Origin of the sequence: Lapillicoccus sp., assembly GCF_046595215.1 — a bacterium.
Lineage (GTDB): Bacteria > Actinomycetota > Actinomycetes > Actinomycetales > Dermatophilaceae > Lapillicoccus.
Genome location: NZ_JBKJPP010000210.1, coordinates 1 through 25,437, shown reverse-complemented (window position 1 = coordinate 25,437; position 25,437 = coordinate 1). Strand labels below are relative to the sequence as shown.

At 71.2% G+C, this 25,437-nt stretch carries 22 protein-coding genes and 1 other RNA gene; 14 read left to right on the top strand and 9 right to left on the bottom strand.

Translation table 11 applies throughout. From position 1 onward, the window contains the following. Positions 1 to 13 precede the first annotated feature (13 nt). A complete protein-coding gene (locus ACLL9L_RS17625; protein ID WP_411285954.1) occupies positions 14 to 3,436 on the bottom strand; it encodes a pyruvate carboxylase in 3,423 nt (1,140 codons plus the stop codon). Between the two features lie 312 nt (positions 3,437 to 3,748). On the opposite strand from ACLL9L_RS17625, the gene ACLL9L_RS17620 reads away from it, so the two are divergent. Both ACLL9L_RS17620 and ACLL9L_RS17615 read left to right on the top strand, forming a co-directional pair. Further along, positions 3,749 to 4,306, top strand: coding sequence for a dsRBD fold-containing protein (locus ACLL9L_RS17620; RefSeq protein WP_411285953.1), 558 nt, complete (start codon positions 3,749 to 3,751; stop codon positions 4,304 to 4,306). Between the two features lie 190 nt (positions 4,307 to 4,496). Next, a complete protein-coding gene (locus tag ACLL9L_RS17615; RefSeq protein WP_411285952.1) occupies positions 4,497 to 6,032 on the top strand; it encodes a trehalose-6-phosphate synthase in 1,536 nt (511 codons plus the stop codon). Between the two features lie 221 nt (positions 6,033 to 6,253). On the opposite strand, the gene ACLL9L_RS17610 is transcribed toward ACLL9L_RS17615, so the two are convergent. The 4 genes from ACLL9L_RS17610 to ACLL9L_RS17595 form a co-directional block, all read right to left on the bottom strand. Beyond that, a complete protein-coding gene (locus ACLL9L_RS17610) occupies positions 6,254 to 7,291 on the bottom strand; it encodes an NADP-dependent oxidoreductase (RefSeq protein WP_411285973.1) in 1,038 nt (345 codons plus the stop codon). A gap of 94 nt (positions 7,292 to 7,385) precedes the next feature. Next, positions 7,386 to 8,666, bottom strand: a complete 1,281-nt coding sequence (locus tag ACLL9L_RS17605; protein ID WP_411285951.1) for an NAD(P)/FAD-dependent oxidoreductase — start codon at positions 8,664 to 8,666, stop codon at positions 7,386 to 7,388. 81 nt (positions 8,667 to 8,747) lie between these two features. Beyond that, on the bottom strand, positions 8,748 to 9,245 hold the full coding sequence (locus ACLL9L_RS17600; protein ID WP_411285950.1) for a DUF427 domain-containing protein: 498 nt from the start codon (positions 9,243 to 9,245) through the stop codon (positions 8,748 to 8,750). Between the two features lie 32 nt (positions 9,246 to 9,277). Beyond that, entirely contained in the window at positions 9,278 to 9,706 is a 429-nt protein-coding gene (locus ACLL9L_RS17595; protein ID WP_411285949.1) for an SRPBCC family protein, read from the bottom strand. Positions 9,707 to 9,862: 156 nt separating this feature from the next. Between ACLL9L_RS17595 and ssrA the strand changes: the two genes are divergently transcribed. Next, positions 9,863 to 10,229: a transfer-messenger RNA gene (gene ssrA / locus ACLL9L_RS17590) on the top strand. 123 nt (positions 10,230 to 10,352) lie between these two features. On the opposite strand, the gene trxA is transcribed toward ssrA, so the two are convergent. Continuing rightward, a complete protein-coding gene (gene trxA / locus ACLL9L_RS17585; RefSeq protein ID WP_411285948.1) occupies positions 10,353 to 10,769 on the bottom strand; it encodes a thioredoxin in 417 nt (138 codons plus the stop codon). 242 nt (positions 10,770 to 11,011) lie between these two features. Here trxA and ACLL9L_RS17580 point away from each other — a divergent pair, with 242 nt between their 5' ends. From ACLL9L_RS17580 to ACLL9L_RS17545, 8 genes are all read left to right on the top strand, one after another. Continuing rightward, positions 11,012 to 12,652, top strand: coding sequence for a lytic transglycosylase domain-containing protein (locus ACLL9L_RS17580; RefSeq protein WP_411285947.1), 1,641 nt, complete (start codon positions 11,012 to 11,014; stop codon positions 12,650 to 12,652). 42 nt (positions 12,653 to 12,694) lie between these two features. Next, complete coding sequence (locus tag ACLL9L_RS17575; protein ID WP_411285946.1) at positions 12,695 to 13,093, top strand: VanZ family protein; 399 nt, start codon at positions 12,695 to 12,697, stop codon at positions 13,091 to 13,093. 220 nt (positions 13,094 to 13,313) lie between these two features. Further along, entirely contained in the window at positions 13,314 to 15,569 is a 2,256-nt protein-coding gene (locus tag ACLL9L_RS17570; protein WP_411285945.1) for a DEAD/DEAH box helicase, read from the top strand. Between the two features lie 58 nt (positions 15,570 to 15,627). Continuing rightward, positions 15,628 to 16,197: a YqgE/AlgH family protein gene (locus ACLL9L_RS17565; protein WP_411285944.1), complete on the top strand. Its 570-nt coding sequence runs from the start codon at positions 15,628 to 15,630 to the stop codon at positions 16,195 to 16,197. A gap of 11 nt (positions 16,198 to 16,208) precedes the next feature. After that, positions 16,209 to 16,700 carry a DUF1992 domain-containing protein gene (locus tag ACLL9L_RS17560; RefSeq protein ID WP_411285943.1) on the top strand — a complete coding sequence of 164 codons (492 nt, stop codon included), beginning with the start codon at positions 16,209 to 16,211 and terminating at the stop codon, positions 16,698 to 16,700. A gap of 90 nt (positions 16,701 to 16,790) precedes the next feature. Then, positions 16,791 to 17,111 carry a DUF3039 domain-containing protein gene (locus ACLL9L_RS17555; RefSeq protein WP_411285942.1) on the top strand — a complete coding sequence of 107 codons (321 nt, stop codon included), beginning with the start codon at positions 16,791 to 16,793 and terminating at the stop codon, positions 17,109 to 17,111. 64 nt (positions 17,112 to 17,175) lie between these two features. Beyond that, complete coding sequence (locus tag ACLL9L_RS17550; RefSeq protein WP_411285941.1) at positions 17,176 to 18,921, top strand: DEAD/DEAH box helicase; 1,746 nt, start codon at positions 17,176 to 17,178, stop codon at positions 18,919 to 18,921. Then, a complete protein-coding gene (locus ACLL9L_RS17545; RefSeq protein ID WP_411285940.1) occupies positions 18,900 to 19,058 on the top strand; it encodes a hypothetical protein in 159 nt (52 codons plus the stop codon). Before ACLL9L_RS17550 ends, ACLL9L_RS17545 begins: the two co-directional genes overlap by 22 nt. A 210-nt stretch (positions 19,059 to 19,268) precedes the next feature. On the opposite strand, the gene ACLL9L_RS17540 is transcribed toward ACLL9L_RS17545, so the two are convergent. Continuing rightward, positions 19,269 to 19,799 (bottom strand): Lrp/AsnC family transcriptional regulator, encoded by a 531-nt coding sequence (locus ACLL9L_RS17540; RefSeq protein ID WP_411285939.1) that lies wholly within the window; start codon positions 19,797 to 19,799, stop codon positions 19,269 to 19,271. 108 nt (positions 19,800 to 19,907) lie between these two features. Between ACLL9L_RS17540 and hppD the strand changes: the two genes are divergently transcribed. Both hppD and ACLL9L_RS17530 read left to right on the top strand, forming a co-directional pair. Further along, positions 19,908 to 21,140: a 4-hydroxyphenylpyruvate dioxygenase gene (gene hppD / locus ACLL9L_RS17535; RefSeq protein ID WP_411285938.1), complete on the top strand. Its 1,233-nt coding sequence runs from the start codon at positions 19,908 to 19,910 to the stop codon at positions 21,138 to 21,140. A 35-nt stretch (positions 21,141 to 21,175) separates the two neighbouring features. Further along, positions 21,176 to 22,042 carry an RDD family protein gene (locus tag ACLL9L_RS17530; RefSeq protein ID WP_411285937.1) on the top strand — a complete coding sequence of 289 codons (867 nt, stop codon included), beginning with the start codon at positions 21,176 to 21,178 and terminating at the stop codon, positions 22,040 to 22,042. Between the two features lie 40 nt (positions 22,043 to 22,082). Here ACLL9L_RS17530 and fahA read toward each other — a convergent pair whose 3' ends face one another. Together fahA and ACLL9L_RS17520 are read right to left on the bottom strand one after the other, a co-directional pair. Beyond that, positions 22,083 to 23,303: a fumarylacetoacetase gene (gene fahA / locus ACLL9L_RS17525; protein ID WP_411285936.1), complete on the bottom strand. Its 1,221-nt coding sequence runs from the start codon at positions 23,301 to 23,303 to the stop codon at positions 22,083 to 22,085. A gap of 3 nt (positions 23,304 to 23,306) precedes the next feature. Further along, complete coding sequence (locus tag ACLL9L_RS17520) at positions 23,307 to 24,218, bottom strand: hypothetical protein (RefSeq protein ID WP_411285935.1); 912 nt, start codon at positions 24,216 to 24,218, stop codon at positions 23,307 to 23,309. Between the two features lie 73 nt (positions 24,219 to 24,291). Here ACLL9L_RS17520 and ACLL9L_RS17515 point away from each other — a divergent pair. Then, positions 24,292 to 25,437: homogentisate 1,2-dioxygenase (locus ACLL9L_RS17515; protein ID WP_411285934.1), on the top strand; the 1,146-nt coding region annotated here is incomplete at its 3' end.

The following is a 25,437-nucleotide window of genomic DNA, read 5'->3' as shown; positions in this document are numbered from 1 at the left end:
GCGCCGTCGGACGTCAGCTCGGGTCGGTCTCCGCTGCCGGGGCCCCGGCAGCACCGCCTGTTCCGATGACGAGCAGGAGGTCGCCGCCCTCGACCTGCTGCTGGGTGGCGATGGCCAGCCGTTCGACGACCCCGCCGACTGGGGCGGTGATGGCCGCCTCCATCTTCATCGCCTCGATCGTCGCGACGCTCACCCCCGCCTCGACGGTGTCACCCTCGGCGACGGTGACCGACACGACGCCGGCGAAGGGCGCCGGCACCTGCCGCTTGTCGGACGGGTTGGCCTTCTCGGCCTGGCGCACGTTGACCTCTACCGTGAGGTCGCGCACCTGCACCGGACGCAGCTGGCCATTGACGGTGCACATCACGGTGCGCAGCCCGCGCTCGTCGGCCTCGGAGACGGACTGGACCCCGAGAATGAGCTTCTTGCCCGGCTCGAGGTCGACCTCGTGCTCGATCCCGATCTCGAGGCCGTGGAGGAACTCGACCGTCCCGAGCACGGACAGGTCGGAGTAGCGCTCGCGGCTCTGCGCGAACTCCTTCGTCGGGCCGGGAAAGAGCAGGCGGTTGAGCGTATGCCGTGGGCTCGCGGCCAGGGCGGCCTCGTCCTCGGGGCTGAGCTCGGTCACCGCCGGTTTGGTGTGCCGCCCCTCGAGCGCCTTGGTGCGGAACGGTTCCGGCCACCCGCCCGGGGGTTCACCGAGGTCGCCGTTGAGGAAGCCGATGACCGAGTCGGGGATGTCGTACTTCGTCGGGTTGGCCTCGAAGTCAGCCGGGTCGGCATTCGCTCCCACCAGGGCCAGGGCCAGGTCACCGACGACCTTGGAGCTGGGCGTCACCTTGACGATGTTTCCGAGCAGGTGGTTCGCCGCGGCATACATGTCTTCGATGGCCTCGAACTGCTCGCCGAGCCCGAGGGCGATCGCCTGCTGGCGCAGGTTGGAGAGCTGCCCGCCCGGGATCTCGTGCGTGTAGACCCGGCCGGTCGGTGAGGGCAGCCCGGACTCGAAGGGGGCGTAGATGACGCGCATGGCCTCCCAGTAGGGCTCGAGGCTGCAGACTGCGTCGAGGTCGAGCCCGGTCTCGCGATCGGTGCCGTCGGTCGCGGCGATCAGTGACGACATTGGCGGCTGGCTCGTCGTGCCGGCCATCGAGGCGCTGGCCACGTCGACGGCGTCCACGCCGGCGTCGATCGCGGCGAGCAGGGTCGCGAGCTGGCCGCCGGCGGTGTCGTGGGTGTGCAGGTGCACCGGCAGGTCGAAGCGCTCGCGCAGGGCGGTGACGAGGGTGCGGGCGGCGGGCGCGCGCAGCAGGCCGGCCATGTCCTTGACGGCGATGATGTGCGCCCCGGCGTCGACGATCTGCTCGGCCAGACGCAGGTAGTAGTCGAGGGTGTAGAGGCGCTCGCCGGGGCTCGTGAGGTCGCCGGTGTAGCAGAAGGCGACCTCGGCGACGGCCGTCCCGGTGGCCCGGACCGCGTCGATGGCCGGCCGCATCCGGGAGACGTCGTTGAGGGAGTCGAAGATGCGGAAGATGTCGACGCCGGTCCGGGCCGCCTCCGTGACGAAGACGTCGGTGACCTTGGTGGGATAGGGCGTGTAGCCCACCGTGTTGCGTCCGCGGAGCAGCATCTGGATGGGGAGGTTGGGCATCGCCCCCCTGAGGGCCGCGAGCCGCTCCCAGGGATCCTCGGAGAGGAACCGGAGGGCGACGTCGTAGGTGGCGCCGCCCCAGGCCTCGACGCTGAACAGCTGCGGGGTGAGGCGGGCGACATGGGGTGCCACGTGCATCAGGTCGCGGGTGCGCACCCGGGTCGCCAGCAGCGACTGGTGGGCGTCGCGGAACGTCGTGTCGGTCACCGCGACCGCTGTCTGTGCCCGCAGCGCGGCGGCGAAGGCCTCGGGGCCGTGGCTGACGAGCCGGTCGCGACCTCCGGGCGGCGGCGCGGCGGCGAGGTCGATGTGCGGGAGCTTGCCACGGGGTGAGACGTTGCTGAGCGCCGGACCGTGGGGCTGGTTGACGGTCCGTTCCGCGAGGTAGGTGAGCAGCTTGGTGCCGCGGTCGGCAGGGGTGCGCGACGTGCGCAGCCAGGGACGTTCGTCGATGAATGCCGTGGTCGCGCGACCGGCGACGAAGTCGGGCTCCTCGAGGACCGCCTGCAGGAAGGGGATGTTGGTCGAGACCCCGCGGATGCGGAACTCGGCCAGCGCCCGCCGGGCCCGGGCCACGGCCGCCGGGAAGTCCCGGCCCCGGCAGGTCAGCTTGACGAGCATCGAGTCGAAGTGGGCGCCGACCTCGGCGCCGACGAAGACCGTGCCGCCGTCGAGCCGAACCCCCGACCCGCCCGCGCTGCGGTAGACGGTGATCTCGCCGGTGTCGGGACGGAACTCGTTGGTGGGGTCCTCGGTGGTGATCCGGCACTGCAGCGCGGCGCCGCGCAGCTGGATCATGTCCTGGTGGATGCCGAGGTCGGCCAGGCTCTCCCCGGCGGCGATCCGCAGCTGGGACTGGACGAGGTCGACGTCGGTGACCTCCTCGGTCACGGTGTGCTCCACCTGGATGCGCGGGTTCATCTCGATGAAGACGTAGCGGCCTTGCGGGTCGAGGAGGAACTCGACGGTCCCGGCGTTGACGTAGCCGATCTCCTGGGCGAAGGACACCGCGTCGGTGCACATCCGGTCCCGCAGCCCCGGGTCGAGGTTGGGGGCGGGCGCGATCTCCACGACCTTCTGGTGGCGCCGCTGCACCGAGCAGTCCCGCTCGTAGAGGTGGACGACGTTGCCCAGGCCGTCGGCGAGGATCTGGACCTCGATGTGGCGCGGGCTGACCACGGCCTCCTCGAGGAAGACGGTCGCGTCACCGAAGGCGGACTCGGCCTCGCGCATCGCCGCGTCCAGTGCCTCGCCGAGGTCCTGCGCCCGCTCGACGCGGCGCATCCCGCGCCCGCCACCGCCGGCGACGGCCTTGACGAAGAGGGGGTAGCCGACCTGGTCCGCAGAGGCGATCAGCACCTCCCGGTCCCCGCTCGGGGGGACGCTGTTGAGCGTCGGCAGGCCGGCCGCCTTCGCGGCCGCGATGGCCCGGGACTTGTTGCCGGTCAGGTGCAGCACCGCGGGGGGCGGGCCAACGAACACCACACCGGCGGCCTCGCAGGCCTCGGCCAGGTCGGGGTTCTCCGACAGGAAACCGTAGCCTGGGTAGACCGCGTCGGCCCCGGCCCGGACCGCGGTCGCGACGATCGCCTCCGGGTCGAGGTAGGCACGCACCGGGTGACCGGGCTCGCCGATCTGGTAGGCCTCGTCCGCCTTGAGGCGGTGCTCGCTCTTGCGGTCCTCGTGGGGGAAGATCGCGACCGTCGTGGCCCCGAGCTCGGTCGCGGCGCGGAAGGCGCGCACGGCGATCTCGCCTCGGTTGGCAACCAGGACCTTGGTGAACATCGACCCTCCGGGAACGTCGGTGCCTGTCGGCGTCCCGAAGCCTAGTGGGGAGGTCCCTTGGTGAGATCACGGTCCCGAGATACGGGACATCGCCGGCCGGACGGGTCACGCCCCGGCCGACGACCGCATGGACAGGCAGCCGGTTCCTGCCACCGCTTCCACCGCTACAGACTCGGGTCCTGGAGCACAAGCCCGAACGGCCAGTTGCGACGACAGGACGTATGGCCCTGCTCGAACTGCCCGCGGTGGTGCTGTGCTGGAGGGCAGGTGACCGGTCGCTGCACGACACCACCCACAACCAGGAGTCTGACGATGAAAGCACACCAGGGAGATCGCATCATCCTCGCGGCCAGCCACATCGAGGAACCCACGAGGGACGGTGAGGTGCTGGAGGTCAGGGGTGAGGACGGCGAGCCGCCGTACCTCGTCCGATGGGCCGACGGGCACACGGGGCTCCTCTACCCCGGACCGGGCTCGATCCTGAAGGTCGGTCCCGAGCCCGAGCCCGAGCACGCCGCCGGTGCGTCGGTCGGCGTGCCTCCCGAGACGTCCGAGGCCAGCGCCGACACGTCGCTGGGCGGGGTTGCGCAGCCCCCCGGCCGTCATCTCCGCGAGTGGCAGGTCCGGGTGTCGATCTTCGAGTCCGGGGACGACACCAGCGCCAAGGTCGTCCTGGTGTCTGACGCGCCCACCCACCTGACCGCCCGTGGCCAGAGCCACCGCAGCACCAGGGACGCGTCGGTTCCCGAGATCGGGGACGAGGTCGCGGTCGCCCGGGCCCTGCGCCACCTGGCCGACCAGCTACTCGAGACCGCTGCGCAGGACATCGCTGCCGCGACCGGGAAGAGCACCTTCATTGCGCCCGGCTGAGAGATCCGACCCCAGCCGGGCGAGGGACTGCGGATCTTCACGCCACGCAGTTTGGCGAGCAGGTCGCGCTGCGATTCCGGAACCGGTGGTCCCCGAGGGGTGCCTGTGAGGAGGGCGGGGGCAGGACCGGAGCATGATCGAGGTTGTCTCACAGTGACCTTGGACCCCCCAATGGAGGAGGTGATTCCGCGTGAGTGTTGCTGCACCGACGTTTGATCTGGTGGTTGCCGCAAACCGGCTCCCCGTCGAACGCCTGGTCGATGCCGGTGGCGGGGGCACCTGGCAGCGCAGTCCGGGCGGTCTGGTGACCGCCCTGGAGTCGGTCATGCGCGGCCGCGACGCCGCGTGGGTGGGATGGGCGGGCGAGCCCGGCGCGGCGCCCGAGCCGTTCAGCGAGGAGGGGACTCACCTGCATCCGGTGGGTCTGTCGCCCACCGATGTCGAGGAGTACTACGAGGGTTTCAGCAACGAGACACTGTGGCCGATCTACCACGACGTGATTGTCCCGGCCAGCTTTCACCGCGCCTGGTGGGACACCTACCGGACGGTCAACCATCGCTTTGCGAAGGCCGTCGCTGAGGTGGCCGCGCCGGGTGCCACCGTGTGGGTGCACGACTACCAGCTGCAGCTGGTCCCGGCGATGGTCCGGGCGATCCGGCCCGATGTGCGCATCGGCTGGTTCGACCACATACCGTTCCCGCCCGTGGAACTCTTCGCCCAGCTGCCGTGGCGCCGGGCCCTGGTAGAGGGTCTGCTGGGCGCGGACCTCCTGGGCTTCCAGCGCACCCCCGACGCCGAGAACTTCCTGCGTGCCTGCCGCCGGCTGCTGGGCATGGCGACCAGGGGCGAGACGATCACCTTCACACCGCCCGGCGACGACCCTTCGGTGCAGCGGACGGTGCGGGCCACGGCGATGCCGATCTCGGTGGATTTCCGCGAGCTTGACGAGCTCGCCCGCACACCCGAGGTGGTTGCCCGAGCGGCGGAGATCCGTGTCTCGCTCGGCGACCCGGAGGTTCTCATGCTCGGAGTTGACCGGCTCGACTACACCAAGGGCATCCGGCACCGGCTGAAGGCCTACGAGGAGCTGTTGCAAGACCGGGCGATCGGCCCACCCGGGGTGACGCTCATGCAGGTGGCCCTTCCCAGCCGCGAGCGTGTGGACGCCTACCGCCATCTACGCGAGGAGGTCGAGGGCACTGTCGGGCGGATCAATGGAGAGTTCTCTGCGATCGGCCAGCCAGCCGTGCACTACCTCCACCACTTCTACCCCCGCACCGAGATGGTGGCGATGTTCCTGGCCGCCGACGTCCTGCTCGTGACGCCGCTGCGTGACGGCATGAACCTCATCGCCAAGGAGTACGTCAGCTGCCGGCACGACCTCGGCGGCGCGCTCGTCCTCAGCGAGTTCACCGGGGCATGGCACGAGCTGCACCAGGCCTTCATCTGCAACCCCCATGACATCGAGGGCCTCAAACAGACGATCATGCGGGCGATCACCGCCCCCGAGGACGAGCGTCGACGGCGGATGAAAGCGCTGCGCAAGCGCGTCGCCGACCACGACGTGCAGCGGTGGGCCTTCCGCTATCTCGAGGCCCTCGCGACGGCTCCGGCGAGACCGCACCGGCCGACCCGCGCCAGCGACCAGGAACGGCGCGGTGGCGAGCGGGCCAACAGGGCCAACCAGCGGGCCTCGGACACCGCGTCGGAGCGAGTGAGCCAGTGAATGGAGCAGGCTAACCACGGCGACGGCACAAACCCGTCGCGGATTCTGAAGCCCATCGGGGTTGGTGAAGCGTCTCACTGGGCGAGAGGTCGCGTCATCGCCTGCGCGGTCGCCCACCGCGCCAACCGGATCGTCGACGTCCTCGTCCGTGGCCGAGTCAACGACACTCGGGCGCTGGTGGCCAGCCGGCATACGGTGCGTTCGGCCCGAAAACTGTTCTCCTAGAGGCGGATCAGCATCTTGCCGGTGTTGCCCCCGGACAGCAGTGACCGGAAGCCGGCGACGGCCTGGTCGATCCCCTCGACGACCGTCTCGCGCCAGACGATCTTGCCCTCGCGCAGCCAGCCGCCGACCTCCTCCTCGAACTGGGGACGCAGGTCGTCGTGGTCCGAGACGATGAATCCCCTGAGGGTGAGGCGCTTGCCGATGATCATCGCCATGTTGCGCGGACCGGGGGCCGCCTCGGTGTCGTTGTAGCGCGCGATCATCCCGCAGATCGCCGCTCGGCCGTTCGGGCGCAGGCTCGAGATCGCGGCTTCGAGGTGGTCGGCGCCGACGTTGTCGAAGTAGACGTCGATGCCCTCGGGCGCGGCCTCCTTGAGGCCGGTGCCGATCGGCGTGGCCTTGTAGTCCACGGCGCGGTCGAACCCGGCGTCGTCGGTGAGCCACCGGGTCTTCTCCGGGCCGCCGGCGCTGCCGACGACGAGGGAGGCACCCTTGAGTCGGGCGATCTGGCCCACGAGCGATCCGACGGCGCCCGCCGCGGCCGAGACGAACACCCGCTCTCCCTCACGCAACTGCGCGATGCGGGTCAACCCGACGTATGCCGTGAGGCCGGGCATGCCGAGCACCCCCAGCCACGCCTGGGCCGGGGCCAGGGCGGCGTCGACGACCCGCGCCCGGCGTGCCGGGAGCACCGCATGGGAGCGCCACCCCAGTCCGTGCAGGACCGTGTCGCCCTTGACGACCTCGCGGCCCGTGGCGTCGGTCGCTGACCCTCCGACCTGCACGACGACGCCGATCGCGCCGCCGTCCATCGGCTGGTCGAGCTGGAAGGCGGGGACATACGACTTCACGTCGTTCATCCGGCCGCGCATGTAGGGGTCGACCGACAGGAAGGTGTTGCGGACGAGGATCTCGCCGTCGTCGAGGGGGGCCAGCGGGGTCTCGACCAGCGCGAAGTCCTTGTCGAGGGGCTCGCCGCGGGGACGTCGGACCAGGTGCCACTCGCGTGTCGTCGTCATGGGAGTCTCCTTTATGGGGTGCAGGAAGCCCGTCGATGTAACCACGTCCGCACCCAGGCACCGGGGGCGGGTCCGTCCGGCTGCTGCGGGGGGGCGGCCGGTCCGTGCGTCAGGAGGGCGTCGACCCGGGCGCTGACCTGAGTCGGCGCGCGACGAGCCGGGCCGTGCGGTGGCCGGACACGAGGGCGCCCTGGATCGAGGCGGTGTCCCGGTGGTCGCCACAGACGAAGAGGCCGTCGCCGAGGTCGACCGGCTGGCGCACCGCCAGCGGCGCGGGCTGGGCGGTGACGGCGTGCGGGATCTCCTGCCACGCGAGCAGGTCCCAGGACATGGCGTCGGCGGCGTAGAGCTCACCGACATGGCGCCTCACCTGCGACTCCGTCGGCGCCGGGGCGGCGTTGTCGAGGAGGCTGGTCGCCTGCACGAGGTGGCGCCCGGGCGGTGCGTAGGACGGCGCAGCGTTGCTCATCACGGCTGTGTTGACGACGGGGCCCGGCGGGGTGCCGACCGGGCGGTCGGAGTCCTGCCGTCCGTCGACGAGGATGAGCGGCTCGGTCCACGGCGCCTGGTCGACGCCGAACCACGCCGTCACGAAGCCTCGCATCCGGGCGGGAGCGAGCGGGGTCAGCCGAGCGGCCGTGCGGGGGTCGGTGGCGACGACGACGGCGCGGGCCATCACGGGGCCGTCGTCCGTCTGCACCATCGCGTCGTCGCCGGACGCGGTGACCGACCGGACCGGGGTGTCGAGGCGGACGTCGAGGCCGGAGGCCAGCTGATGGGGGAGGGCGCCCATGCCCAGCGCCGGGACGCCGGGGGTGCCGAGGAGGAAGCTGCGCAGGAGCAGTCGCACGAAGGCGGTCGAGGTGGAGCCGTCGCGCTCCGCGATGACGCCGGCGAGGAAGGGTTCGAGGACCTCGCGCCACAGGTGCCCGTCCACGCCGGCAGCCAGGCGCGACTCCAGCAGCGGCACGTCGTCGGCGTCGAGCAGCCGGGAGACCGGGCCGAGGCAGGGGGCGACCCACGCCGCGACCCGCGCCAGCTCCAGCGGCCGGACGTAGCCGCTGCGCAGGGTGGCGAGAAGTCGAGTGGGGGAGCGTCGGGGGTCGGCGAGCACGTGGATCCCGTCAGGTCGGCGGACTCCGAGACCGGCCGCGAAGGGCTTGAGGTCGAGGGCGCCGACGTCGACCAGCGAGCGCAGCGCAGGGTAGGACGGGTTGATGACCTGGAAGCCCCGGTCGACGAGGAATCCGTCGACCCGGTCGGTCCGGACGCGGCCCCCCACCGCATCGGACGCCTCGAGAACCTCCACCGCGAGACCGCGCCGGAGCAGGCTCCGGGCACACTCGAGGCCGGCCAGGCCGGCGCCCACGACGACGACGTCACAGTCCACGGTTGTCCTTTCGTCCAACGTTTCCGACCCGTCGTCGCCGAACCCGGTCGCCGGCGCACCCGGCAGCACCCGGTCGCCGGCTCACCAGCCGTGGGTGCCCGGCCCGCCCTTGAAGGGGCCGACGACCCGCGAGGTGATCCAGCCGCCGTAGAAGCCGCCCTGCTGGGGCTGGACCGTCTGCCCTTCGACGGTGCACCGGTCCATTGCGGCGGGCATCACGGCGACGTGGTCCCGGAGCACCTCGAAGCCCAGCGAGGGGGTGGGGTAGGTCCAGCCCGCCGCGGCCGCGACGCGATCACCACCGACGACGTCGAGGTAGGCCGCCACGCCCTTCCACTCGCAGTAGCTGGACCCCTCGACCGGCACGAGGGCGCCCGCAACGAAGTCGGCATGCGGCAGATAGTAGGTCGGGGGGTGGCTGGTCTCGAGGACGCGCAGCGCATCGCTCGAACGAGCGACGACGACGCCCCCGAGCGTGATCTCGACGAGCTCGGCAGACGTCTCGACCCGAGGCGGTCGGGGGTAGTCCCAGACCGACTCCTGGCCGGGGCCGGGCTTGGCACGCTTCAGGGGAGGCATGACGCTCTCGGGTCGGGGCTGTCGGGCTGTCGTCAGAGCTTCGCCAGGGCGGTGCGCATGCCCGACTCGGCCTCGTCGCCGAGCTTGTTCAGGCCCGGCTTGATGAGCGGTCCGAGGTACTTGGCGATGCCGGAGAACTCGAAGGCGGCCACGTAGGTGACCTCGGTGCCACCGCCGACGCTGCGGAAGGTCATCGTGTCCTGGGCGCTCACGGTCTTGTTGACCCCGCGCAGCGCGAAGCGCTGGTTGGGGACGTGGTCGATGACGGTGTACTCGAGCTCGGTCTCGCGGCCCATGAACTTCGACACGTTGTGGTAGGTCGTCCCCACGCCGCCGTCGCCGGACGTCTTCTCCGTGTGCACGGTGCCCGGGTCCCACTCGGTGGTGTGGGTGAAGTCGCTGAGGTAGTCGAAGACCTGGCCGATCGGCCGGTCGGTCCTGACGGTGCGCTCGATCTGCATGGGGGTCTCCTTGGGTTGAGGACCATCCTTACACGGCCCCGCTGACAGCACGGGTCGAGGGAACGGACTTGGACGCTGCCCCGTTGCAGGACATACTGGTGCTCTTGACAACTCAACAGCGTGACGTGTGCACCCTCCGGCCTACGGGGCCTTCATGGGGGTGATCGGTTTCGACGGTGGTCGTCACTCCAGGAGAAGCGGGCCGAGGACGCACGGTTAACTCGTTAACGATCCGTGCAAACCAATAGGTGCCGATTCCAATCGCACCGACTTTGCCCTCGCCGCCTGAGCGAGCTCCAAAGTCCGTCAGCCTGAGCTAGTTCTCGACTCAGTGCCTGGCGTCATCTAGAGGACTTGCTGCGCAGTCATGTTGGGGGGCTGCGCGGGACTCTTACTCAGCTGGGCCTGTCAGGGGACGTGTGCGTGCGAGTCCTGGGGCCGAGAAAAGCCATAGCGCACTGCGCCCGGAGAAGTCCTGGTCTCACGTCATCGGACGCGGGTTCAATTCCCGCCACCTCCACCACGCCCCGTGGTGGCTCACGTCACGCGCTGTCAGCAACGACGAAGGCCCGGCCGGCTCTCCCGGTCGGGCCCTCGTCGCGTCCCCGTAGTCCGGGTGGCTGCGGCTGGCCGGACGACGCGCGGGTCAGTGGGTGTGGGTGTGGCGGGGAGTGGCGTCGGTCGGCGCATTCTCCGGCGGGGCGGCCTTCTGGGCGGCGACCTGGGCGCGGACCTCGTCCATGTCGAGGCTGCCCACCCGGTCGATGAGCTGCTGGAAGGCTTCGGGCGGCATCGCCCCCGACTGTCGGAAGACGAGAATGCTGTCGCGGAACGCCATCAGCGTCGGGATCGAGGTGATGTCGACCGCTGCCGCGAGGGCCTGCTCGGCCTCGGTGTCGACCTTGGCGAAGACCACGCCCTCGTTCTTCTCGGACGCCGCGTCGTAGACCGGGGCGAACCGCAGGCACGGCCCGCACCACGACGCCCAGAAGTCCACAAGGACGATGTCGTTGTCGAGCACGGTCTGCTCGAAGGTCTGGGCGGTCAGGTCTGTCGTTGCCATGTGCGGGTCAACGGGTCTCGTCGTCGGCCGTATTCCCGCCCGGGGGGCCGGAGGCTGGCGCGGACGGTACCTCCGGGGTCGCGACCCCGGATCGAGGAGAACGGGATCCATCCGTCACGCTGGGTTTACCGGATCAGCCTGCGCGAGTCGCCCGGGAGTCCTACATTGGTTGAGTCGCCCAGCCCGGGGGGGTCGGGCGGCACATGACCAGTCTCGGTGGGAAGCGACGAAGAGTGGGCATCATGGGCAAGGTGGGCGTGGTCCGCGGGGTGGACCCGGTTGCGCAGTGGCAGCGACAGGCTGAGCTGGGGGAGTCGTTCAGGCTGTCCCGGGAGGCCCGGCTGCAGGCGCCGTCGCGCGATGGATGGCTCAGGACGTTCGGTCGTCGAGCCGCCGTGCCGGGCGCGATCACGGCCGCCCTGCTGTGCTCGACGATCCCCGCCGTCGCGTTGACGGGCCCGCTCGCGCCGGTCGTCGCCGTCCTGTCTCCCGTCGCGGCCGGGATCAACCTGCGGGCCAGCGACCACGAGCCGCTCACCGGTGCCGATGGTCAGCGGACGCCGACCTCCGCGCAGGACGAGGTCCTCGTGATGCAGATCCAGCTGGCCGAACGGGAGGGGACGATGGTCGACGTCTCCCTGGCCGCAGCCCAGGCCGCGAACGCCATTGCCAGCCGCAGCGAAGCCGGTGTCGCCGGCCCCGCCGAGGTCGCCGGCACCACCGGCATCCCGGTCACCGTCCTTGCGGCCTACCGCCGCGCCGAGCTGTACATCGCCTCCAGCGACCCGTCCTGCCACCTGCCGTGGTGGGTCCTCGCCGGCATCGGACGGATCGAGTCCGGGCACGCCTCCGGCGGTCGCGTGGACGCCAACGGGACCACCCGCGGCAAGATCCTCGGCATCCGCCTCGACGGCTCGACTCCCGGCACCGCGGTGATCCGCGACAGTGACGGTGGGGCCCTCGACGGCGACCCCGTCTACGACCGGGCGGTCGGGCCGATGCAGTTCCTGCCGGGGACCTGGCGCACGTGGGGCCGGGACGGCAACGGCGACGGGGTCGTCGATCCCCACAACGTCTTCGACGCGGCCACGGCCGCGGGTGCCTACCTCTGCGCTGGAGGGCGTGACCTGAGCGTCGGCGCGAGCCTCGCGGCAGCGATCCTCAGCTACAACTACTCCTCCTCTTATCTCTCCTCGGTCCTGACCTGGGGGATGGCCTACCGGGACGGCGCCACACCGAGCATCGACCGCGCCGGCACGGTCCCGGTCGGGGTGAGCCCGCGGCAGGCGCAGACCCCGGCCGCCGTCGAGATCGTGCCTGTCGACACGACCATGCAGGTCCTGGGCCCGATCGTGCCGGCAGGGACGACGACGTCTCGGGCGTGGACCACGACGGCCAGCACGGTGCCGGCAGTCGCGAGCCCGATGCCCCCACCGTCGAGCCCGCAGATGCCACCGTCATCGCCCGCGACCATTCCGCCGCTGTCGACGACGGCGAATCCGGCGACGACGACGACGACATCGACGACCACGACGACGACGACATCGACGACCACGACGGCGACGATTCCGCCGACCACGACGACGGCGACGATTCCGCCGACCACCACGACGGCGACGATTCCGCCGACCACCACGACGGCAACGATTCCGCCGACCACCACGACGGCAACGACGGCGGCTGCGCCGACGACGACAGCCGCATCCCCAACGTGTGACCCGACCCCGACGGCCCCGACGGCCCCGACGAGTTCGACCACGGCTACCTCCATCATCTCGCCCACCACGGCGAGCTGCCCGACGCCGGGTCTCGCCGGGGCGGCCGCCGTGGAGCCGACGACCACGGGCCCCCTCGCCGCGAGGACCACCCCGCCGACCCCTTGAGGAGCGCCCTCACCTCCCCTTCGGGACCGTAGGCTGGGGCCCGTGGTCGCACCAGGGGGGCAGCTGCGGGCGTCGCAGGCCCGGCATACGGCGTTGACGGGCCTGCTCGCGGTGGTCGTCGCGGGTCACTTGGCCGCGCTCTACTGGCCGGTCGTGACGGTGTCGAGTCCGGTGAGCTGGACGGACAAGGCCGTCCATGTGCTCCTCTTCGCGGCGCCGGTGCTCGCGGCGGCCGCGGTCCTGCGCCGGTGGCGTGGACCGGCCCTGGTCCTCGCCGTGCATGCGCTCCTGAGCGAGTGGATCCAGCACGCGCTGCTGCCGCACCGCTCCGGTGACCCCCTCGACGTCGCCGCCGACCTCGCGGGGGTGGCGCTCGGCGCCGCCCTGGCGTGGTGGTGGGGGTCACGGCGGGGATGGTCCGGGGCATCTCCGCGGTCCTGATAAACTCTGCCAGACCCTACTCCGAGGCGCATGGCTGCGTCGAGCACATTCCCAAACGCGGAGCGGGTTCCCGCCGGACAGCACAAGCTGGATTCCGGTCCACCCGGGCGCAGCACCACATGGCGCCTGAGGCTCGTCTGCAGATGGTTGCCCTCGCCAGGTGGCTCGAGACGTGTCTACTCGAGTACCCGAAGTGAGTTGAACAGTCTTGCCCAAGAAAATGAGTTCTGGCGCGCCCAAGAAAGCCCGCTGGACCACGGCCCAGAAGGCCTCCGCCCCCAAGAAGCCGCACCGCGGCCAGTCCGGTCCCCCGCAGGGTGGCAGCAGCCGTCCGTATGCCGGGGGCTCCTCCGACCGCGGTCCGCGCAGCGGCACGTCCGCCCGTCCGGCCCGCGACGCAGGCGCCTACGCCCCCCGCCGCGACGACCGGCCGAGCTACGACCGGCCGGCCCGCGACGCCGGCGCCCCGCGCCGCGACGACCGGCCGAGCTATGACCGTCCGGCCCGCGCCGACCGGCCGACGCGCACCGATCGGCCGAGCTACGACCGGCCGGCCCGTGACGCCGGCGGCTACGCCCCGCGCCGCGACGACCGGCCCGCGCGCACCGACCGGCCCGCGCGCACCGACCGGCCAAGCTACGACCGTCCGGCCCGCGACGACCGTCCCGCACGCACTGACCGTCCGAGCTCCGACCGCCCGAGCTACAACCGTCCCGCGCGCACCGGACGGCCGAGCTACGACCGTCCGGCCCGCGACGCCGGCGGCTACGCCCCGCGCCGCGACGACCGGCCCGCGCGCACCGACCGGCCGAGCTACGACCGTCCGGCCCGAGACGCCGGCGGCTACGCCCCGCGCCGCGACGACCGCGCACCTCGCACCGAGCGACCCGTGTTCGACCGCACCGCCCGCACCGACCGCCCGGCCCATGACCGGACGGACCGTGCCCCCCGCACCGAGCGTCCGAGCTACGAGCGTCCGGCTCGCGACGACCGCTGGAACCACAAGGGCAACAACGCATCCTGGGAGCGGGAGGACCGCATCGGCCGGGACGCCGAGGCCGAGCGCATGGACGCGGACACCTGGACCAAGGCGACCCACAAGAGCGTGAGCGAGAACCCCGTCGAAGTGGCCGAGGACAACGGCTTCGCCGCCCTAGGTCTGCCCGAGCGGCTCGTCGAGCGGCTCGCCCGGGACGGCATCACCACACCGTTCCCGATCCAGATCGCGACGATCCCCGATGCCCTCGCCGGCCGCGACGTCCTCGGCCGCGGCCAGACCGGCTCCGGCAAGACGCTGGCCTTCGGCCTGCCGACGCTGACCCGCCTCGTCAACGACGGCCCGAAGTCGGCTCCCCGCCGACCGCGCGCCCTCGTCCTCGTCCCGACCCGCGAGCTGGCCATGCAGGTCTCCGATGCCCTCGAGCCGCTCGTGCACGTGGTCGGTCTCAAGCACAAGCTCGTCGCCGGCGGGCTCAGCTACACCACCCAGATCAACGCCCTCAACCGCGGCGTCGACCTGCTCATCGCCACCCCGGGGCGCCTGAACGACCTCATCGAACGCGGTGCGGTCGAGCTCGACGACATCAAGATCGCCATCCTCGACGAAGCCGACCACATGGCCGACATGGGCTTCCTCCCGGAGATCACGACGATCCTCGACCGGATGCCGGTCGGCGGTCAGCGACTGCTCTTCTCGGCGACCCTCGACAAGGGCGTCGACGGCCTCGTCAAGAGCTACCTCACCGACGCGGTGACCCACTCGACCGACGACGCGAAGGCCTCCGTGACGACGATGGAGCACCACGTGCTCCTCATCGACCCGCAGCACAAAAAGGTCATCACCGCCGAGGTCGCCAACCGCGTGGGTCGCACGCTCGTCTTCGTGCGGACCAAGCTCGGCGCTGACCGCGTTGCCGAGCAGCTGCGGGAGCAGGGCGTCCTGGCGGCGGCCCTCCATGGCGGCCTCAACCAGGGCGCGCGCAACCGGGTGCTGGGAGCCTTCCGCGACGGCAGCCTGCAGGTCCTCGTCGCCACGGACGTCGCCGCTCGCGGCATCCACGTCGACGACGTGTCGGTCGTCCTGCAGGTCGACCCGCCGGCCGACCACAAGGACTACCTCCACCGGTCCGGCCGCACCGCCCGCGCCGGGGACAGGGGCACCGTCGTGACCCTCGCCCTGCCGCATCAGCGCAAAGGCATGGAGCGCCAGCTGCGCGAGGCCGGCGTCGATGTCGTGCCGACCAGGGCCGTCCCCGGGGACCCCGTGCTCGCCGCCGCTGGCGCGAGCACGCCCAGCGGGGTCCCCGTGCCCGATGAGGCGTTCCGTCGCCTCCTCGAGGGCGAGCAGAAGCACCGTCGCGGACCGGGCGGCTCGCGCGGCCCGCGCCACGGCAGCAAGGGTGGCTTCCGTCCCCAGCACGGCGGGGCCCGTCGCTTCGGTGAGGATCGCCCCCAGCGTCGCGACGCCCGCAGCTGACGCCGACGGTGACGAGTGACCGTCACGCCCCCGACACCCCGGATGGGATGATGGGGGCGTGACGGCGTCCGGGGATCAGTTCTGCGTGGGCCGCCTCCTCGTGGCGACACCCCAGATCGAGGACGGCACCTTCCGCCGTGCCGTGGTCCTCGTGCTGCACCACGACGACGACGGCGCCCAGGGGGTCGTCCTCAACCGTCCGCTCGAGGCCGACATCGAGTCGGTGCTGCCCGGGTGGAAGGTCGTCACCACCCTCCCGCAGACGCTCTTCCAGGGCGGACCCGTCGAGTTGAACTCCGCGATCGGCCTCGTCACCGTGCCCGGCGACGACCCCGAGCCGATGGGGGTCAGGCACCTCTTCGGGGGCGTCGGGCTCGTCGACCTCGATGCGCCACCAACGCTCGTCGCGGCGGAGGTCGCCGGAATGCGCATCTTCGCCGGGTATGCCGGGTGGTCACCCTCGCAGCTCGAGGAGGAGGTGGCGCGCGGAGACTGGTACGTCGTCGACTACGAGGCGCGTGACGCCTTCACGGAGTACCCGGGGCGGTTGTGGACCGAGGTGCTGAGCCGCCAGCGCGACAACCTCAAGCTCGTGGCCACCTATCCCGACGACCCGTCGCTGAACTGAGGAGGCAGCCCATGTCACAGCAGTACTACGAGGGCTGGGTCGACAAGCAGATCCGCGAGGCCCAGGAGCGCGGGGAGTTCGACGACCTGCCAGGGGCCGGCAAGCCGCTGCCGCCCCTCGGGGACCCGAACGACGCCGACTGGTGGGTGAAGGGTTACATCAAGCGCGAGAACCTCGACATCTCCGGCGCCCTGCCGACGCCACTGGCCCTGCGTAGGGAGGCGTCCGGCTTTCCCGGGTCGCTGGCCGACGTGCGCACCGAGGCCCAGGTGCGTGAGCTCCTCGAGGACTTCAACCGGCGCGTCAAGCTCGACCGGCTGCGCCCCGCCGTCGGGGACCTGCCGCCGCTGCTGGCCAGGACCGTCGACGTCGACGAGGTCGCGGCGCAGTGGTCGGAGCTCAAGCGCCGGCTGGCGGCCGAGCGCACCGCCATGGCCGCGCCGGCGCCGGAGCAGGCCTCGAGACGGCGCCGCTGGTGGCGACGGTGGCGCACGGCCGACTGACCCCGTGGCGCGCCCTCGACTCCTGAGTCCCTCCGCGCCTGACGTCGGGGACGACCGGGGACGGCCTGACACCCGGCATACACTCTGGGCATGAGCCAAGAGATGCCCGAGGACCCCTTCGCCGCCCCTCGGCTCGAGCCCAGCGGACCTCGCACGTCCACCAGCGTCCTGGAGCGGGAGCAGGTCGACGAGCAGCTCGCCGAGCCGGGGGACCATGAGCGCTTCAGCCACTACGTGCGCAAGGAGAAGATCCTCGAGAGCGCCCTGTCGGGGGACCCGGTCGTGGCGCTCTGCGGGAAGATCTGGGTGCCGGGACGCGACCCGAACAAGTTCCCCGTGTGCCCCGTCTGCAAGGAGATCTACCAGGGCCTGCGGGCACCGCAGGACGGCGGCGGCGACGGGTCCGAGTGACAGGTCTGGAGGGTCCGTGTCGGCGTCTGACATGTCCACCTCGAGCGGTTAGAGTCATCCTCCTATGAGCACGTCGGCCGCCTCCCATCTCCCACCAGCATTCCCGGAACGAGCGGCCTGGGGTACGGCTGCCAAGCTGCGCGCATGGCAGGCCGCCGCGGTCACGGCATACCTCGAGGCCGACCCGACCGACTTCCTCGCGGTGGCCACTCCGGGCGCAGGCAAGACGACGTACGCCCTCCGGCTCGCGACCGAGCTGATCGGGCGCGGGGTCATCCAGCGGGTCACCGTCGTCGCACCGACCGAGCACCTCAAGACCCAGTGGGCCGATGCCGCGGGGCGGGTGGGCATCTCCTTGGACCCGACGTTCTCCAACGTGGCGGGGCGGCACTCGGACGACTACGACGGGGTCGCCCTGACCTACGCCCAGGTCGCCGCCCGACCGGCACTGCACCGCCAGCTCACGGCCGCCCGGCGCACCCTCGTGATCCTCGACGAGATCCACCACGGGGGCGACGCGAAGTCGTGGGGCGACGCGATCCGGGAGGCGTTCGACCCGGCGACCCGGCGGGTGTCGCTGACCGGCACCCCCTTCCGGTCCGACACCTCGCCGATCCCGTTCGTCCGCTACGAGATGGACCATGCCGGGATCCTCACCTCGGCGCCCGATTACACCTACGGCTATGCCGAGGCGCTGCGCGACGGCGTGGTCCGGCCGGTCCTGTTCCTCGCCTACGGCGGTGCGATGCGCTGGCGCACCAAGGCTGGCGACGAGCTCGCGGCCAACCTCGGCGAGCCAATGACCAAGGACATGGTCGCGCACGCCTGGCGCACCGCCCTCGACCCCCAGGGGGAGTGGATCCCCGCCGTGCTCGCGGCCGCCGACAAGCGGCTGACCGAGGTGCGGCGCCACGTCGAGGACGCCGGCGGGCTCGTCATCGCCTCCAACCAGACCCAGGCCCGGGCGTATGCCGCGATCCTCACCACCATCTGCGGCGAGAAGCCGACCGTGGTCCTGTCCGACGACGCCGGGTCGTCGACGCGGATCGAGGACTTCGGTGGGGGCTCGTCGCGGTGGATGGTCGCGGTCCGGATGGTCTCCGAGGGCGTCGACGTGCCGCGGCTGTGCGTCGGGGTCTATGCGACCTCGACGTCGACGCCGCTCTACTTCGCCCAGGCGGTGGGCCGTTTCGTGCGGGCCCGTCGCCGCGGTGAGACGGCGTCGGTATTCCTCCCGTCCGTGCCGGTCATCCTCGACCACGCCTCCCGGATGGAGGAGCAGCGCGACCACGCCCTCGAGCGCAGGGGGGCCCAGGACGTCGCGTCGATCTGGGCCGAGGAGGAGGGCATGCTCACCGAGGCGAACCGGGCCGAGGCCGAGGCCCGGGTCGACGAGGGCGGCTTCGAGGCGCTGGAGTCGGAGGCGCACTTCGACCACGTGCTGTTCGACTCCGAGCAGTTCGGGATGCACGCGAGCGTGGGGTCGCAGGAGGAACAGGACTACCTGGGGCTGCCCGGCCTGCTGGAGCCCGACCAGGTCGCCGTGCTGCTGCGCGCGCACCAGACGAAGCAGAGCGCCCGCAACCCGGGAGCGGCCGCGCCCGTGGCGGCGCACCGCGCCCTGGCGGCCCAGCGCAAGGAGCTGAACACGCTCGTCGCTGCCTACGCCCGCAAGATGACGTCACCCCACGCGATGGTGCACCACGACCTGCGGCGGGTCTGCGGCGGGCCGACCCTCGAGGCGGCCAGCACCGAGCAGGTGGGGACGCGGATCGACACGATCCGCAGGTGGCTCGTCGGCCGGCGCTGACCGCCCCGCACCGGGCGGGGTTGACGCTGCGTCAACCGGGCGGTGTCGGCCAGCCCGAGCGCGACCTCGGGGCGGACCCTGTCCAGGCGGACGGCGTGGATCGGGCGCACTCAGTCGAGGTCCGGATGCTCGCGTGACGCCCATCGAGAGAGGCCGTTAGGTCGTCGGGGTCGTCCTGCGACTCGGTTGCGGCGTAGATCCGGGCGTCCCGCTCGGCCCGCCGGCGGCGGAACTCATGCTCGGAGGCGCTGGTGACGACGGCGGCTGGGCTGGTGAGCACGCCCTCCTGGACGCGTGCGTCGATCTGGTCGACGAGAGCCTCCGGCAGTCGGCCGCGTTGTGCTTGCTCATGCCAGAGCGGTACCACTCTGGGATGCAGCATCAGTGGGGCTCGGCGGGAGGGCGACGGCCACGACGAGGGGCAGTGTGCGGTGCTCGATCCGGGTCGCCAGCGCGATCGCCGTCGAGGCGCGGATGACGTGGGAGTCGTCGACGACCAGGTCGATGACCCGCTGGAGGTCGGCGTTGTCTCGGGCGACGACCCGGATCAGGAGGTCGCCCGAGCCGGTGATGGTGTGCGCTTCCAGCACCTCGGGGATCGCGGAGAGGTGCTCGATGACCGGACCGTGGCCGCGTCCCTGGCGGATCTCGAGGGTGCAGAAGGCCGTCACCGGATAGCCGAGCGCACCCGGATCCACGTGTGGCGCGAAGGACGTGATGACGCCACGCTCGGCGAGCCGGTCGAGGCGTGCCTGGAGCGTCCCGCGGGCCACGCCCAGCCGCCGGGAGGCCCCGAGGACGCCGATTGCCGGGTCCTGGATGAGGAGGCCGATGATGCGGGCGTCCAGGTCGTCGATGGTTCCGCGCGCCCGTGGCATGGTCAAAGTGTCCAGTATTTCCCGGCATACAGGCAACAGTGTGCGCACTCTGACCAGACAATGGGCGTCCGGTTGACCACCGCGCCTCGGACAGCCACGCTCAGGCCCATGACCGACACTGCAGCGGATCTGACCGCCCAGGAGCGCGAGGCCGACCTCGACGTCGACCAGCTCAAGCAGCTCGTCGGCCTCGTCGACTACGACGAGGAGCGCGACGTCTTCCCGGTGACCGGGTGGGACGCGATCGTCTTCGTTGTCGGCAACGCCGCCCAGACGGCGCACTACTTCGGGTCCGCGTGGGGCATGCAGCTCATCGCCTACAGCGGCCCAGAGACCGGCAACCGCGACCACGCGTCCTATGTCCTGCGATCTGGCTCGATCCGCTTCGTCATCAACGGCGCCGTCGATCCGGACAGCCCGCTGGTCGAACACCACCGCAAGCACGGCGACGGCGTCGTCGACATCGCCCTCGAGGTGCCCGACGTCGACCGCTGCATCGCCCAGGCGGTGCGCGCCGGCGCGACGGTCGTCCGCCAGCCCGAGGACCTGACCGACCAGCACGGCACCGTGCGCATTGCCGCCATCGCGACCTACGGCGAGACGCGGCACACCCTCGTACAGCGCGTCAGCGGTGGGGTCGGAGCCACCAAGGCGTATGCCGGGCCGTACCTTCCGGGGTATGTCGCTCGGTCGAGCACCTGGGCCAAGCGCGACGGCGAGCCCAGGCGGCTCTTTCAGGCGCTCGACCACATCGTCGGCAACGTCGAGCTCGGCAAGATGGACGAGTGGGTGACGTTCTACACCAAGGTCATGGGCTTCGTGAACATGGCCGAGTTCATCGGCGACGACATCGCCACCGACTACTCCGCGCTGATGTCGAAGGTCGTCGCGAACGGCAACCATCGGGTCAAGTTCCCCCTCAACGAGCCGGCCATCGCCAAGCGCAAGAGCCAGATCGACGAATACCTCGACTTCTACCGCGGGCCCGGGGCCCAGCACCTCGCGGTGGCCACGAACGACATCCTCGCGAGCGTGGATGCGTTGCGTGCCAACGGTGTCGAGTTCCTGGACACCCCCGACTCCTACTATGAGGACGAGGCACTGAGGGAGCGCATCGGCAACGTGCGAGCCCCGATCAAGGAGCTCCAGAAGCGCAAGATCCTCGTTGACCGTGACGAGGACGGCTACCTCCTGCAGATCTTCACCAAGCCGCTCGGTGACCGTCCGACGTTGTTCTTCGAGCTCATCGAGCGACATGGGTCCCTCGGCTTCGGTAAGGGCAACTTCAAGGCCCTCTTCGAGGCCATCGAGCGCGAGCAGGACCTGCGCGGCAACCTCTGACGCCGACACCCCGACGGCTGTGACATTCTCAGGGCATGACTCAGCCCTCGGGGTGGTACGACGACCCCCATGACCCCACGTACCTGCGCTACTTCGACGGGGTCATCTGGACCGAGAACCGCGCCCCCAAGGCCTCACCGACAGCCGCGCAGTCGACGATCGGCCAAGCCCAGGCCCAGGCCCAGGCCCCGACGCGGGCCGGGTCCTCAGGCGGACCGCCGGCCGACCAGCCGTACGGCCAGCAGCCGCCCCACGGCCAGCAGCCGCCCTACGGCCAGCAGTCGCCGGGCCAGAACCCCTACGCCCAGATGCCACCGCAGGGCGGCTACGGCGTCACGCTCGGGGGGATGACGACACCTGACGGGGTGCCGCTGGCCTCCTGGGGCCAACGCGCCGGGGCCTACGTGCTGGACTACCTCATCCTGGGGGTGGTGACGGCCGTCCTCGGCGGCTACTTCCTGTACCGGTTCTTCCAGTGGTACCTCGCGGTGATCGGCGACATCGTGCGACAGTCGGCGAATGGCGCCGCGCCGGTCATCGACCAGGCGGCCCTGACCAGCCAGCTATTGGGTTACCTCTGGCCCTATCTGGTCATCGCCGTCGTCACCCAGGTCGTCTACAACACCCTCTTCCTCACGAAGAAGGGGGCCACCCCGGGGAAGATGGCGCTCGGCCTGGCCGTCCGGCGCCGTGACCGGCCCGGACACCTCAGTGTGGTCGACGCGCTCAAGCGCCAAGCCCTCCCTGTCGGCTGCACATTGCTCAGCATCATCCCGGTCCTTGGGACCATCGTCTCGATCCTGCCGGCGCTCGATGTGCTGTGGCCGCTGTGGGACGGGAAACGCCAGGCTCTGCACGACAAGATCGCGGACACGAACGTCGTGCTCAGCCGGCAGCGCTGAGAACGCCTCCCACCCCTCGCGGTGGGGTGCACGGCGCGCATCAGGAGGCTGCGGGCCGGATCGTGCCGGTGACCTCGCTGATGCCGATGCGGGCCCCGTCGGGACCGGGTGCCCACGCGGTCATCGTCACGGTGTCACCGTCCTCAAGGAAGCCACGGGTCGCCCCGTCGTCGAGATTGAGCGGCTCCGTGCCGTTCCACGTCAGCTCCAGCAGGCTGCCCCGGCTCTGCGGGGTTGGTCCGCTGATCGTTCCCGACGCGAAGAGGTCCCCGTCTCGCAACGAGGCCCCGTTGACGGTCAGGTGGGCGAGCATCTGCACGGGCGACCAGTACATGTCGGCGTGCCGCGGCGTCGCCACGACGGTGTCGTTGACCCGCACCTCGTAGCGCACGTCGAGACCGAACACCTCGTCCGGGCTCCCGCGCAGGTAGGGCAGCGGTTCGGGGTCCTGACCCGGCAGCGGGACCCGGGCCGACGCGAGCGCTGCCATCGGCGTCACCCATGCGGACACACTGGTGGCAAACGACTTCCCGAGGAACGGGCCGAGCGGGACGTACTCCCACGCCTGGATGTCTCGGGCGGACCAGTCGTTGAGCAGGACGACTCCGAAGAGGTGCTGAGCGGCCTGGCCCACACCCACACGGGTCCCGAGCGCGGTCGCGCCCGCGACGACGTATCCCAGCTCGGCCTCGATGTCGAGACGCACGCTGGGACCGAAGACCGGCGCGGGGTCGGTCGGAGCCTTGCGCTGTCCCACGGGCCGCACGACATCGGTGCTGCTGACGACGACCGTCCCCGCGCGTCCGTGGTATCCGATCGGCAGGTGCTTCCAGTTCGGCGGCAGGGCGGGGTTGTCGGGGCGAAAGAGCGTGCCGACGTTGGTGGCGTGGTGCTCGCTGGCATAGAAGTCGACGTAGTCAGCGACCTCGATCGCCAGGTGCATCGTCACGTCGGTCAGGGGCACCAGGTGTGGCTCGACGGCGTCCCGGTAGGCCTCGTCGGTCAGCACCTTTGTGAGCCACGCCCGCGCCGCCTCCCACGCCTGGGGACCGAGGGAGAGGAAGGGGTTGAGCGTCGGCGCCTCCCAGAGGAGTCCGGACTCCATCCCGGCGGCCTCGGCAGCCCGGGCGGCGTCCAGGACCTGGTCACCGATCCGCACCCCCACCCGTCGCAGGTCGGGGTCGTCGGTGGAGAACACGCCGTAGGGCAGCGTGGCGATCCCGAACGGGTCGTCAGCCGGCACGTCGAGCCAGGTCGTCATGTCTCACTCCTCGTCGAGGTCGTGCGCGAGCAGGCCGAGAGCCGCCAGCTCATCGATGGGGTCGCTCACCGAGCAGCACCCGTATGCCGTGAAGACAGCCCGCACGGCGCTCACCTCCGCGCCGGTCAGCTCCGCCACGGCTGAGGCGAGCCTGCCCGGATCGCGTTCGGCGAGAACGGATCCGAGCTCTGCCGTCGTGTCGCCCTCGACGGCACGATGCACCGCCACGAGCACGTTGAGCAGACCGTGCTGGGGGTCGGGCAGAGCGCCGGCTCCGTGCTCGCCGCGCATTGCGTGGTGCAGCCCGCCCGTGAGCTTGAACGCGACCCCGTGCCCGACGCACCCGTGGACGAAGCGCGCGAGCTCGTCCTCGTCGGGCCATGTCCACGTGTCGGTGGAGCCGGTGCGGAACTTCGCCTGGACCGCCGGGACCGCCTGGACCGCGGGTGTGCGGCTCGCCCCCCTCGCGACGTCGGCGAGCGCCACGTCGTGTCCCTCGCGGGGGATCTCGACGGTGACCGGCGCCCCGAGGTCGAGCAGCTCGCGCCACGACGGGCTCCACCCGATCTCGATGCCGCTCACCTCGATGGCGGCGTCGTCTCGCAGCAGGTCAACCCCCGCCCGGACGGGTTCGCTCGCGGCGCCCGGCCGCGTCACCAGGGCGACCCGCAACGGGATCGCCGAACCGCTCGACGCGGCAAGACTTCCGACGTCTCCGGCCGCGGCGGCGGGGACGAGCAGCGGACCCACGAGTCCGGCATACCGGCGGCGCGAGAGGTGCTCGGAGACCGCCCGGTCCAGCGGTGCGAGACCCGGTGGAAAGACCGCGGCGTCGTCGATGAGCCGGGTGAAGAGCGCCTGCACGGCCGGCCACGGGACGTGCGTCGCCGACGGAAGGGCAGGCGTCATCGGCATGCTCCGCAGGCTACTTCACCGGCGTCTAGGCTGGCACCGACAAGGCCCGTCGACGGCAAAGGGAGTGGAGACGATGGCGCACTACCAGCGGCTGGGCAGCGTCCCGCCGAAGCGGCACACGCAACATCGCCGTCCCGCGCGGGGCCGGAGCCCGGGCGAGCTCTACTACGAGGAGCTGATGGGGGAGGAGGGCTTCAGCAGCGACTCGTCCCTGCTCTACCACCGCAACATCCCGTCGACGGTCAGTGCCGTCCGGGCGTGGCCCCTGCCCGACCTGTCGACGACGCCGAACCACCCGCTGCAACCGCGCCACCTCACGCTGCACGACCTCTTCGACGCGAAGGCGATCCGCGCGACCGACCCCGTCACCGGTCGGCGGCTGGTCCTCGGCAACGGCGACGTGCGGATCTCGTATGCCGTGTCGGCGCAGCCGAGTCCGTGGTACCGCAACGGGATCGGGGACGAGTGCGTCTACGTCGAGCGCGGGCGGGGCCGGGTGGAGACGGTGTTCGGGGCGTTCGACGTGGCGGAGGGCGACTACGTCGTCATCCCGCGAGCGACGACCCACCGGTGGCTGCCGAAGCGGTCGACGAAGGACCCGTTGCGGACCTATGTCATCGAGGCGAACTCGCACATCGGGCCGCCGAAGCGCTACCTCTCGAAATACGGGCAGCTGCTCGAGCACGCCCCCTACTGCGAGCGGGACTTCCGCCTCCCGGACGGTCCGCTGCTGGCCGAGGACATCGGGGCCAGTGCGGACGACGAGACCGAGGTGCTGATCACGCACCGCGGCAACGGCCCGGGTGGGGTCGTCGGCACGGTGCACACCCTGCCGTTCCACCCGCTCGACGTCGTCGGCTGGGACGGGTGCCTCTATCCCTACGTGTTCAACGTCCGCGACTTCGAGCCGATCACCGGACGCGTCCACCAGCCCCCGCCGGTCCACCAGGTGTTCGAGGGGGCGGGCTTCGTTGTCTGCAACTTCGTGCCGCGCAAGGTCGACTACCACCCGCTGTCGGTCCCGGTGCCCTACTACCACTCCAACGTCGACAGCGACGAGATCATGTTCTACGTCGACGGCGACTACGCGGCGCGCAAGGGCTCCGGCATCGGGAAGGGCTCGATCTCGGTGCACCCCGGTGGACACCCCCATGGTCCGCAGCCGGGGGCGATGGAGGCCTCGATCGGTGTCGAGTTCTTTGACGAGCTGGCGGTCATG